General features: G+C 35.5%; 10 protein-coding genes. 7 read left to right on the top strand and 3 right to left on the bottom strand.

All coding sequences use genetic code 11. From position 1 onward, the window contains the following. Positions 1 to 227 precede the first annotated feature (227 nt). A complete protein-coding gene (locus LB449_RS11655) occupies positions 228 to 1,040 on the bottom strand; it encodes a prenyltransferase (protein WP_224455272.1) in 813 nt (270 codons plus the stop codon). 125 nt (positions 1,041 to 1,165) lie between these two features. Between LB449_RS11655 and gcvP the strand changes: the two genes are divergently transcribed. The 5 genes from gcvP to LB449_RS11630 all read left to right on the top strand — a co-directional run bounded on the left by gcvP (position 1,166) and on the right by LB449_RS11630 (position 7,373). After that, positions 1,166 to 4,009, top strand: a complete 2,844-nt coding sequence (gene gcvP, locus LB449_RS11650; protein ID WP_224455271.1) for an aminomethyl-transferring glycine dehydrogenase — start codon at positions 1,166 to 1,168, stop codon at positions 4,007 to 4,009. Positions 4,010 to 4,093: 84 nt separating this feature from the next. Next, positions 4,094 to 4,864, top strand: coding sequence for a hypothetical protein (locus tag LB449_RS11645; RefSeq protein ID WP_224455270.1), 771 nt, complete (start codon positions 4,094 to 4,096; stop codon positions 4,862 to 4,864). A 63-nt stretch (positions 4,865 to 4,927) separates the two neighbouring features. Next, a complete protein-coding gene (locus LB449_RS11640) occupies positions 4,928 to 5,989 on the top strand; it encodes a 3-oxoacyl-ACP synthase III family protein (protein ID WP_224455269.1) in 1,062 nt (353 codons plus the stop codon). Between the two features lie 7 nt (positions 5,990 to 5,996). Continuing rightward, positions 5,997 to 6,521 carry a class I SAM-dependent methyltransferase gene (locus LB449_RS11635; RefSeq protein WP_224455268.1) on the top strand — a complete coding sequence of 175 codons (525 nt, stop codon included), beginning with the start codon at positions 5,997 to 5,999 and terminating at the stop codon, positions 6,519 to 6,521. Between the two features lie 3 nt (positions 6,522 to 6,524). Then, positions 6,525 to 7,373: a glycosyltransferase family 2 protein gene (locus LB449_RS11630; protein WP_224455267.1), complete on the top strand. Its 849-nt coding sequence runs from the start codon at positions 6,525 to 6,527 to the stop codon at positions 7,371 to 7,373. On the opposite strand, the gene pafA is transcribed toward LB449_RS11630, so the two are convergent. Next, positions 7,365 to 8,996: an alkaline phosphatase PafA gene (gene pafA, locus LB449_RS11625; RefSeq protein WP_224455266.1), complete on the bottom strand. Its 1,632-nt coding sequence runs from the start codon at positions 8,994 to 8,996 to the stop codon at positions 7,365 to 7,367. The two genes, LB449_RS11630 and pafA, sit on opposite strands and share 9 nt — an antisense overlap. Positions 8,997 to 9,117: 121 nt before the next feature. On the opposite strand from pafA, the gene LB449_RS11620 reads away from it, so the two are divergent. Together LB449_RS11620 and LB449_RS11615 are read left to right on the top strand one after the other, a co-directional pair. Continuing rightward, positions 9,118 to 9,861 carry an MlaE family ABC transporter permease gene (locus tag LB449_RS11620; RefSeq protein ID WP_262901864.1) on the top strand — a complete coding sequence of 248 codons (744 nt, stop codon included), beginning with the start codon at positions 9,118 to 9,120 and terminating at the stop codon, positions 9,859 to 9,861. Position 9,862: 1 nt separating this feature from the next. Next, on the top strand, positions 9,863 to 10,627 hold the full coding sequence (locus tag LB449_RS11615; protein WP_224455265.1) for an ABC transporter ATP-binding protein: 765 nt from the start codon (positions 9,863 to 9,865) through the stop codon (positions 10,625 to 10,627). Here the strand turns inward: LB449_RS11615 and LB449_RS11610 are convergent. Beyond that, positions 10,624 to 12,066: a DUF389 domain-containing protein gene (locus tag LB449_RS11610; protein ID WP_224455264.1), complete on the bottom strand. Its 1,443-nt coding sequence runs from the start codon at positions 12,064 to 12,066 to the stop codon at positions 10,624 to 10,626. The two genes, LB449_RS11615 and LB449_RS11610, sit on opposite strands and share 4 nt — an antisense overlap. Positions 12,067 to 12,068: the final 2 nt, after the last annotated feature.

Raw genomic sequence — 12,068 nt, 5'->3', positions numbered from 1 at the left:
ATGAACGAAAACTAAATTTTTCCGGGAGGGCAAAACTACAACTTATCTTCATACCTCACAAGTAAAAATAACTTCAAATTATCCCTACTCCTGCCTTACATCTCCTCTCAGTACCTCAATTAGCGGGGTGCAAAACTACAACTCTTTCCCTCTTCCTACCAAACTTTTTTAAAGGTTTTTTTGAAAGATTTTATGGTTGCAATCCTAACCGACTGAAATACCACTTCTTAACCTATAAAATATTTTAAAAGAAACCACAATACAGGCACCACTTCTACCCAAAACGAGGTGTAATAGAACGAATTTTGACGATTCGCCTTCAACACAAGTATTATTATGATAAAATGCATCAATATATATATGTATGTATCCAACATCAAATAACTTGATAGAAACATCGAAAGCAAAAGGAAACTTAATGCAAGGATTTTAGATCTGGATACTCCTAAAACCTGTGGTAAGGTTTTTAAATATATTTGATCTAATCGTAAATCTCTTATTTCAAAAGGAATGATAAGCGCTACAACAATCAAGAATCTACTACATATATAGAGTATTTCTTCAGTAGAAAACGAACTCAATGCAATTTCAGAAGAAATCAATGGTAAAACAACTGTAGTACCTGACCAAACTATTGCAATTATAAATATTTTTAAACCACTTACGTCTCTCAGGTTTTTTGCTCTAGGTAAAAATGGAAGTACATATAATAATGTAAGCGTGATTAACCCAATAATAAATAAGATATCATAAATATCAAAATACAATAAAAAATAGATGACAGGAATAATAGAAAAAAGAGCTAAAGCATATATAAGTTTTAGGCTAATACTTATTTTATAATCTGGACTTACAAGTAAAGGAATGTACTTCACGAATGTGTAGGCTGTAATCGTTGAAAAGAAAACAAAGGAAAGTACATGGTATTGAAGGTTTAAATCAAAATCCAAATATGTGATGCAAGTGAAGGCAAGAACTGCAAACGCAACGTGAATGCTTGAGTTGATATAAAGCCTTAAGAGTTTTGATAAAAAAATCACATCGACAAAAGTAGAGTTTTTACAGAATATATTTTTATTGAAAAGTTAACTATAGTGAACACGTCTTAAACTATTGTTTCATTATAAATAATGTATTTTTGTGTGCAAATTTTAAAAATCTTTCAATGAATACAGAATCATTTTCATCAAGACACATAGGTCCTAGAGGTGAGAGTATAAAAGAGATGCTTAACGAGGTAGGCGCAGAGTCCGTAGGTGAACTTATCTATGAGACCATACCGAATGATATTAAGTTGGAAAGGAAATTGAATTTGCCAGAGCCATTAACTGAGTTTGAATTCTCAAACCACGTACAGGGTTTAGCCAGTCAAAACAAGGTATACAAATCCTACATTGGATTAGGCTACCACCAAGCAATTCTTCCAGCGGTTATTCAAAGAAATGTATTTGAAAATCCAGGCTGGTATACTGCTTATACTCCTTATCAGGCTGAAATCGCTCAAGGCAGACTTGAGGCTTTATTAAATTTCCAAACCATGGTTTCTGATTTAACAGGTATGGAATTGGCTAATGCCTCATTACTAGACGAAGCCACATCTGCTGCTGAAGCTATGACTTTATTATTTGCGGTGCGTTCACGTGAGCAAAAGAAAAATAACATTGTCAAGTTTTTTGTTGGAGAGAATGTGTTGCCACAAACTTTAGCATTGTTAAAAACGAGATCTGAGCCTTTGGAGATTGAATTGGTTGTAGGCAATCCCGAAAAATTTGATTTTGATGAAAGTTATTTTGGAGCATTGATACAATATTCCGGTAAACATGGAGAGATTCACGATTACCACGAATTCACTAAAAAAGCTCAAGCAAACAACATAAAAGTTGCTGTTGCAGCAGATTTACTGAGCTTAACTCTTCTGGAAGCTCCAGGAGATTGGGGAGTAGATGTTGTAGTGGGAACTACACAGCGTTTTGGAATCCCATTAGGTTACGGCGGGCCACATGCAGCCTATTTTGCAACCAAAAAAGAATACAAAAGAAATATTCCAGGAAGGATCATAGGCGTCACCAAAGACATGGATGACAATACCTCACTGAGAATGGCTCTTCAAACGAGAGAACAACATATAAAAAGAGACAAAGCGACTTCCAATATCTGCACAGCTCAAGTTTTACTTGCGGTAATGGCTGGGATGTACGCTGTCTATCACGGACCAAAAGGTCTAAAGTTTATCGCCAATAAAATCCACAAGAACACTGTAAGCTTAAGTGAAGGATTAGAAAAACTAGGATTTTATCAGGTCAATAAATTATACTTTGATACCATTTTCATAAAAGCGGATGCCAAAAAGATTAAAGACATTGCTGAACGAAAAGAAGTGAATTTCTATTATCCTGATGCTGAAAGTGTATGTATTTCTATCAATGAAACAACATCTATCCAGGATTTGAATGAGATTTTAGACATTTTTGAAGAGGCTTCAGAAAAGGACAAAGAAGCTATCAAAGATTTATCAGACAGCATTATTGATGTAAGCGAATTGAAGAGAGAAAGTGAGTTTTTAACTCATGATGTTTTCAACAGCTATCACTCGGAAACTGAATTGATGCGTTACATCAAAAGATTAGAAAGGAAAGATTTGGCATTAAATCATTCCATGATTTCTTTAGGATCTTGCACCATGAAACTAAATGCTGCTTCAGAAATGCTGCCGCTTTCCAATCCACAATGGGGAAATATTCACCCTTTCGTGCCAAAGAATCAAGCTGCAGGATACCACGAAATACTTTCAAAGTTAGAAGATTATTTGACTGAAATCACTGGATTTGCTGCCACTTCCTTGCAACCAAATTCTGGAGCTCAAGGAGAATATGCCGGTTTGATGGTGATACGCGCGTATCATAAATCCAGAAATGATTCTCATAGAAATATTTGCTTGGTCCCATCGTCTGCGCACGGAACGAACCCCGCAAGTGCAGTAATGGCTGGAATGAAAGTTGTCGTGATTAAAGCAACAGACAAAGGGAATATCGACATTGACGATTTAACAGCTAAGGCTGAAAAACACAGCGATAATTTAGCTGCATTGATGGTCACTTATCCCTCTACTCACGGAGTGTTTGAGTCTGACATCAGAAAAATTACGGCTTTGATTCACGAACACGGCGGACAAGTCTACATGGACGGTGCTAATATGAATGCTCAAGTTGGATTGACCAGCCCAGGCAGAATTGGTGCAGATGTTTGTCATTTGAACTTACACAAAACCTTTGCTATTCCTCACGGAGGTGGTGGGCCAGGCGTTGGCCCTATTTGTGTAGCAAAACAATTAGCTCCATTTTTACCAAATAACCCATTAATTGAAACTGGCGGAACAGAGGCAATTTCTTCCATATCTGCCGCACCTTTTGGATCTGCATTTGTTTGCTTAATTTCTTACGCATACATTAGAATGCTTGGTGAAGAAGGGCTGAGAGAATCCACCGAGTATGCTATTCTTAATGCAAATTATATTCAGGCTAAATTGAAAGGTCATTACAAAACCTTATACTCTGGAGAAAAAGGTAGAGCTGCTCACGAAATGATTATAGATTGCAGAGATTTTAAAGAGTATGGAATAGAAGTAAAAGATATTGCCAAAAGGCTTATTGATTATGGGTTCCACTCACCTACTGTATCTTTCCCTGTTGCAGGAACAATGATGATTGAACCTACAGAAAGCGAAAGCAAGGCTGAACTTGACAGATTTTGTGAAGCTATGATTTCAATAAAACAAGAAGTTGAAACATGCGATAAGGATAATCCTAACAATGTGCTCAAAAACGCGCCTCATACTATTGCTATGCTGACAGCTGAGAACTGGGAATTTGACTACAGCAGACAAACTGCTGCCTTCCCACTTCCCTTTGTAGCAGAAAATAAATTCTGGCCATCGACAAGAAGAGTCGATGAAGCCTATGGGGACAGAAATCTAACTTGTACCTGTGCACCAATTGAAGCTTATATTTAGATAGCTTAATTATTTTTTATAAATTATAGCCTCAAGTTATTTAATTTGAGGCTATTTTTATATCAAACCAACTCTTAGAAGATTATGACATTATCTGAAACTGAGAAAGGAAAACTTTTAGATTTCATCAAATCTCATTATGTCGATTTCCATGATTTAAGACTTCTTATAGCAAGGGATCTTGAAGAAGACATTGTTACAAGAATGCGAGAAGATGAGGAACTTACATTTGACGAAGCGCTTAAAGAAGCTTATAAAGAATACGGTGTAATCGGTTTTTCTGATATATCAGAAGTTTACATGAAAAAAATAGATAAATACTTCTACAAAAAAGTAATTCTCAAAATATTAAAAGATGAAGCCTCAACACCGAAATTTTGGCTTTTATTAATTTTAAGCTTTGCTGTAATACATACTATATTAATGTCACTTATGAATTCGCCTTTTATTTTGGCTGGAGGCTTTTTAGTATTGGTTATTATAGCCATGATTGTTTTTTTTAGAAAGTTCCATCGTGAAATGAAAGCTTTAAAAGAAAATGATAACTTTTATTATGTGCATCAGCTTTTGGCTTCAGGTAATTCTATCATCTTCCCAATATCTTATACGCCACTAATAATTGCTCCTCACGTTGGAAGACTGGCTGAAACCGAATTCTGGTCGATGGCTATTTTATCAGCTTTTGCAACGATTTCAGTCATTGGTTTTTACCTGATGTACTTTAGAGTCTATAAAGAGCGTCATAATATTCTAAAGAATTATAAAGATAACTTCCTCTCTAAAAATGTGACAACAAGCTTCAGGTTGCCTAAATCAAATTCAGAAAAAATTTTGAAAGCATTTAAAAACAATTAATTTTGACTCTTACTTTACAATTTAATCACATTAAATGTACCTTGCAAAAAATTTATATTGAACATGAATGCTATAAAAATCGTTGGTGTAGGGAGTTATATTCCAGAATTGATTAAGAAAAATGAGGATTTTTTAAAAAATAAATTCTTCAACCAAGATGAGACTGCTTTTGATGCTGAGCCTGAGGTGATCATCAAAAAATTTAAAGCCATCACAGGTATTGAAGAAAGAAGGTATGTAGACGAAAAATTAAAAACTTCTGATATTGCTACGTTTGCGGCAGAAACAGCCATCAAAGATGCAGATATCGACCCCGAAACTTTAGACTATATTATTGTAGCACATAACTTTGGGGATGTAGCTCATAATAAACAACAAGCGGATACTGTTCCTAGTTTGGCTTCGAGGGTAAAAGAAAAGTTACAAATCAATAATCCAAACTGCGTCGCTTATGACCTTTTGTTTGGTTGTCCGGGATGGATAGAAGGTTGTATTCATTCCTATGCATTCATGAAAGCAGGCATGGCAAAACGCTGTTTAATTATTGGGGCTGAAACACTTTCTAGAGTTGTAGATCCCAATGACAGAGACAGTATGATCTATGCAGATGGTGCTGGTGCTACCATTTTTGAACAAAAAGAAGGTAGTGGTGGTATTTTGGCTCACAAGACGGCAACTTACGCCAAGACCGAAGCAAACTATATTTATTTTGATAAATCCTTCTCTCCAGATAGAGAAGACGATAGAGCTTATATTAAAATGTATGGTCGAAAGATCTATAACTTTGCTTTGTCAAAGGTCCCGGAAGCTATGAAGTCCTGCCTGGAGGAAAGCGGAAAATCTATTGATGATTTGAAGAAAATTTTCATTCATCAAGCCAACGAAAAAATGGACGAAGCCATCATCCAAAGGTTCTATAAACTCTTTGATAGAGAAACACCTAAAGATATCATGCCAATGAGTATCGATAAGCTTGGCAATAGTAGTGTCGCCACTATCCCCACGCTTTATGACATGTTTTTGAAAGGAGAATTTGAACATGATAGTTTAAAGCCTGGAGATACCGTTATGTTTACGAGTGTTGGTGCAGGAATGAACATCAACGCGATAGTCTACGAAATCTAGGCTATTGATGTACGAAAACACCTATCCTGAAAAGCGATTTCGAATAACTTTAGAGTTTTTAAAAAAACATGCCTCACCTCCATCAACAGTTTTAGATTTGGGTGTTCCTAATCCTTTTTCTGAAATACTGACTTCGAAAGGATATGATGTTGAAAATACTAAAGGTCAGGATCTGGATGTTGATCAAAGTCAGCTAAAATCTTCTTCAGCTGAAATCACGACAGCATTTGAAATTTTTGAGCATTTATTATCACCTCTAGAAGTATTAAAAAGCCTCAAAAGTGAGTATCTGTTTACCAGTGTTCCTCTAAAACTCTGGTTTGCGAAAGCTTACCAAAGCAAAACAGATCCTTGGGATAGGCATTACCATGAGTTTGAGCAATGGCAATTTGAGTGGTTACTTGATAAAGCAGGTTGGGAAATTATAGATTCTAAAAGCTTCACGCATCCCATAAAAAAAATAGGGATTAGACCCATTTTGAGATATTTTACGCCAAGGTATTATCTTGTCTTCTGTAAAAGAAAACCGTAAAATTTGGATATCGCGATCATCATACCTGCTTATAATGAAGAGGAGTTTATAGAAGAGTGCCTTGATTCTCTTTTGAACCAAACACACTCACCAAAACAAATCCTTGTCGTTGACGATGGCTCAACCGACAAGACTTCAGAAATACTTGAACGCCTTTCTAAAGATCACACCAATTTCAGCTATGTCAAAAGGGACGAAAGCTTAAAGCATAGTCCTGGAAGTAAAATTATAGACGCCTTCAATTTTGGCCTAAGACATCTGAATGTTGATTATGATATAATCTGCAAATTTGATGCAGACTTGATTTTTCCAAAAGATTACCTTAAAGTATTAACCAGAGCCTTTCAAAAAAATCTAAAACTAGGCATGTATGGTGGCTTTTGCACAGTAGAAAAAAATGAAGATTGGAAAATTGAGCAACTTACTAATTCTGATCATTTGCGTGGGGCGCTAAAGTCCTATCGCAAAGCATGTTTTAAACAAATAGATGGTTTAATTCCGGCGATGGGTTGGGACACTATCGATGAAATGAAGGCTAGATTTTACGGTTGGAAGGTCGAGACCAATCCAGGCTTGCTCGTCAATCACCTTAAACCAACCGGCCAACATTACAAAAAAGATTTGCCCAAATTATTTGGTATTTCTTTATTCAGAATGAGATATAGTTGGCCTTTAGCTTTTTTGACTTGCTTGAAAATGGCGAAAAACAAATCGGATTTTTCTTTTTTTCTAAAATCAATAAAATCCTATCTAGAAAGTAATTCAAAAAAAAACACCTTCCTGGTAAGTTCCGAAGAAGGTGTTTTTATTAGAAACTATAGATGGAGGAAGATTAAAGAACGCTTAATCTAAAACTTCAGTAATTACAGAACCTGTAGCCCCATTGGGTAATTCTATTCCAAGTAAGGCAGAAATTGTTGGTGCGATATCCGGAATATAGTATCGGTTGTAGGTTTTACCGGATTTGATTCCATTTCCATACATCAACAAAGGTGCTTGTGTGTCGTAACTGTTTCCACTACCATGAGTTGATCCTTTTTTAGAATAAGAAATATAGGAAGGATCTAAAGCGAAAACTACATCTCCACTTCTTTTCTGATGGAACCCCTTCGCGATTAACTCTGCAGAATTTCCACTGAAATCACTATTTTCTAAAGTTTCTCTTGTATAAACTTTGTCTATATTTTTGTATTGAATCAGAAAGTGTTTCACCTCATTTTGAGCAGTGACAAATTCAGCATAGGTTTTAAACTTAGAATAATTCAAAAATATTTGATTGTTATAAATGCTTTCAATAACATTATCCAATCCAAAATTTGAGCTTAAGTGACTCTCGAGAGCATCACGCATTTCTCCAAACTCAAAATAACCCGCAGGAATTTTTTCATCTTTTAAAAACTGTGGAACATGAACTGCACCGTGATCTGCGGTTAAGAACAATGTGTAATTTCCTTTACCTACTTTTTCGTCAAGGAATTTCAAAAGTTCTGCTAGGTTTTGATCTAAACGAATATAAGTATCTTGGATTTCTTTAGAATTGACACCAAAATTATGACCCACATAATCAGTGCTTGAGAAACTCAAAGTAAAAACATCAGTAAACTCATCCTGACCTAATTCTTCATTGATGATGGCTTCTTTGGCAAAGTCTAAGAGCAAATCATTTCCGAATGGAGTTGGCCTTATAATGCTATAATCATCATTATCCTTGGCTAATTTTTTAAGATCGTAAGGAAAAGTAGCCTCATCTTTAGCCTTGAAACCATTTTCGTAATTATTCAGATCTGATCCACTTTCTATATAAGTAGCTATATCATTATATGTATCCCATTCTTTAAGGTAACTTTTAGCAACATCAGAAGAATTGAATTCATCAACCCAATTTGGCAGCTTATCCATATAAAAATCTGAGCTGATAAAATGGCCTAAATCACCTCCAACAAACCAATACGCTGCATTAGCTGTATGTCCGGCAGGCAAAATAGCGCCTCTATCTTTTATGGACACCCCTATTGTTTTGCCTTTAAATTGGGTATGTAGACGGTTTTGATCTGCAAAACTTGTTGTCAACATTCTATTGGGTGACATCTTACCATCTCTATCGTCTGGATCTATACCAATTCCTGAAGCATTAGGATCTGACGCGCAATAAACTCTTGTTTTATCAATTTTATTATACCAATTATTGGCAACTATCCCGTGATTCATTGGGCTTGTCCCTGTAAAAATAGAAGCATGACCGGGTCCGGTATAGGTAGGAACATAATCAAAATGAAAATTTTTCATTTCGAAACCTTCTCTCTGCAGACGTTTAAATCCATCTTCTGAATAATGTTTTTCAAATTTTGTTAAATAATCGTACCTCATCTGGTCAACAACTACTCCAACCACAAGTTTTGTAGAATTTTTGTTGTCTTGTGCAAACCCTTGAACTTGCGCTAACAATAGGAACAGAATAATGATTTTGAATTTCATATAATTTATAATTTTTTACAAAGATAAGGTGTTATGTTAGTTTCAAGTTTATGCTTGGGTTAAATCATATCTTCAAGTTTTTATTCTATTTTTATCAAAATTTCAAAAAGGCTTAAAGCAAATGCTAATAAATTATATAAAGAGTATTGGTCAATACTTCATCATGATCTATGAAACGTTCAAGAGGATGACCAAAACTTCAGAATTGAGAAGACTTATTCTGCAAGAACTTGATGACCTTATCGTTAGTTCACTGGGTATTGTAGTCTTTATTTCCTTCTTTATTGGCGCAGTGATTGCCATACAGACTGCTTTAAATTTTTCGAATCCATTTGTCCCAAAATCACTAATTGGTTTTGCAGCTAGGCAATCTATCATATTGGAGTTTGCCCCTACTTTTGTTGCTATAATTATGGCAGGTAAAGTAGGTTCTTATATCACTTCAAGTATTGGAACTATGCGGGTTTCGGAACAAATTGATGCTTTGGAAGTGATGGGAATAAATTCTTTGAACTATCTCGTTTTCCCAAAGATTGTTGCCATGTGCATGTTCCCTTTCGTCATCGGCATTTCAATGTTTGTCGGGATTATTGGCGCTTACTTCGCAGGAGTTTATGGAGGTTTTCTGAGCGCTGAAGAGTTTTTAACTGGTTTACAGGAGGATTTTATTCCTTTCCAGGTGTTCTATGCATTCCTTAAAAGTTTCATATTTGCTTTCATTCTGGCTACCGTTCCATCATTTCATGGATACTACATGAGGGGTGGTTCTCTGGAAGTAGGTCACGCAGCAACAACCTCTTTTGTATGGACCAGCGTTATTATCATTTTTATGAATTATTTCATCACTCAATTATTATTCAGTTAATATGATTAAAGTTAAAGATTTATGCAAATCCTTTGGAGACCTAGACGTATTAAAAGGGGTGAATGCTGAATTTGAAAAAGGAAAAACCAATTTAATAATCGGTCAGTCTGGTTCTGGAAAGACTGTGTTTTTAAAATGCTTACTAGGGCTAATTAAGCCAAATTCTGGAGTTATAGAGTACAACGGCAAAGCTTATAAAAGTTTTAGCAAGGAAGAAAAAAGAGAAATTAGCACTCAAATGGGTATGGTCTTCCAAGGTGGAGCTTTGTTTGACTCTATGACAGTTGGAGAAAACGTAGTTTTCCCTCTAAAAATGCTGACAAAAATGAGCAGGAAGGACAGAGAAAAACGTGTGGACGAAGTTCTAGACAGGGTAAATCTCGGAGATATTCATGATAAACTTCCTTCCGAAATAAGTGGAGGTATGCAGAAAAGAGTATCGATTGCCAGAGCAATTGTCAATAGACCCAATTTTCTTTTTTGCGATGAACCAAATTCTGGGCTGGATCCCAGAACAGCTTCTGTTATTGATAACCTTATCCAGGAAATCACTCATGAATATGACATCACAACTGTTATCAATACTCACGATATGAACTCTGTATTCGAAATTGGTGAAAATATAATTTATCTTGAGAATGGTATAAAAGCATGGGAAGGCAATAAAGATAATATATACAAGACGGATAATAAAAAACTTACAGACTTTGTATACGCCTCCAATCTATTTCAAAAAGTAAGAATTACACAAAGAAGAGGTCTTTAATTTATAGACAGGACACTTATATCATCTAAATTAAGCTTGTAGGATAACCAATCTTCAAGTTGTTTAAGTTTCTTTTGCTTTTCTTCTGAATTTATTTCAGGCTTCCACTTTATACTAAATGTTGGTATCGTGTCCAGGTTTTCAAAGTTGGATTTTATGACATCAGCAAAACTCACTTCAGCCACTTTTTCGTAATTCAACTGAATCTCTTGAGCTAAACGATCAAACCTTACGATTCTATTATTTTTCTGCATGGATCTCAACTCGTATTGTAAATTTTCAATTTCAGCTTTAGACTCAGCAAGCTCAAGAGAATCCCGCTTTTTCAGCTCAGACATAAACTGCAATTGATTGAAATTTTCAGAATTTTCATTCTGAAGAACCCTTAGCTCAGTATCTTCCAAGTATTCATAGTTGTTCATCTTATCCTTCCAAAGCGTGATCACTTCTTTTGGTATTTCTTTACCTAAAAAAGAAACATCAATTGTCGGAGAAAGACCGGAATCATAAGTAATTACAGTAGAATTCTTTTGAAGAAAAGATTGTTTATAATTCATTAACTCTTCCTGCACAAACCTATTAGCATCATTAATAAAGTAAGACTCCTTCAGTAAATTATAAAACAAATATACACTTGGGATCATTACAATTATAGCAATGGAAGAAGCGATTTGAGCAATCCTTCTTCGTCTCAAAGAATTTGCATATTTCACTAATGGAAATCTCAAAAACTTGGAAACCACAAAAGTGGATAAAGCTATAAATATGGTATTGATGGTGAACAAATACATGGCTCCACCAAAAATGCTCATATCCCAAACAGCTAAGCCGTAGCCAGCAGTACACAATGGAGGCATTAAAGCTGTAGCGATAGCTACACCAGAAATTACAGTGATAATTGTTCCTTTTTTGGCTTTAGCAATAATGAGCGCTAAGCCACCAAAAATAGCGACTAAAACATCAAGTATGGTCGGATAAGTCCTTGCTTCGAGTTCTGGTGTAAGCTGAGTGAGTGGAGACAATTGAAAATATAGAAATGCAGTCACCAAACTAAGTCCAACCATTACACCAAGGTTGATCAATGATCTTCTCAAAGCATCCACATCATTGATGGCTACAGAAAAGCCAAGCCCGACTATCGGTCCCATAAGTGGTGATATAAGCATGGCGCCTATAACAACTGCTGTACTACTTACATTGAGCCCAACGGAAGCCACAATTATTGAAAAGATTAAAATCCAAGCATTGTGACCTTTGAAAGGGATATCCTTTATGATAGCTTCCGTTGTAGCTTCTCTATCGGTATCGTGTGTGATATCCAAAAGCTCGTAAAGAAATTCTTTTATATTTGAAAAAGAATGCTTAAGGCTTGTTTTTACCTGTTTTGAGGATTCAGAGTTTGAATCATTGTCAGAAGGATTGGTAGTATTTTCAGTCATCT

The sequence above is a fragment of the Psychroflexus lacisalsi genome, assembly GCF_020164495.1.
GTDB classification, from domain to species: domain Bacteria; phylum Bacteroidota; class Bacteroidia; order Flavobacteriales; family Flavobacteriaceae; genus Psychroflexus; species Psychroflexus lacisalsi.
The sequence above is the reverse complement of the archived record's forward strand: the minus strand, read 5'-3'. Positions and strand labels throughout refer to the sequence as shown.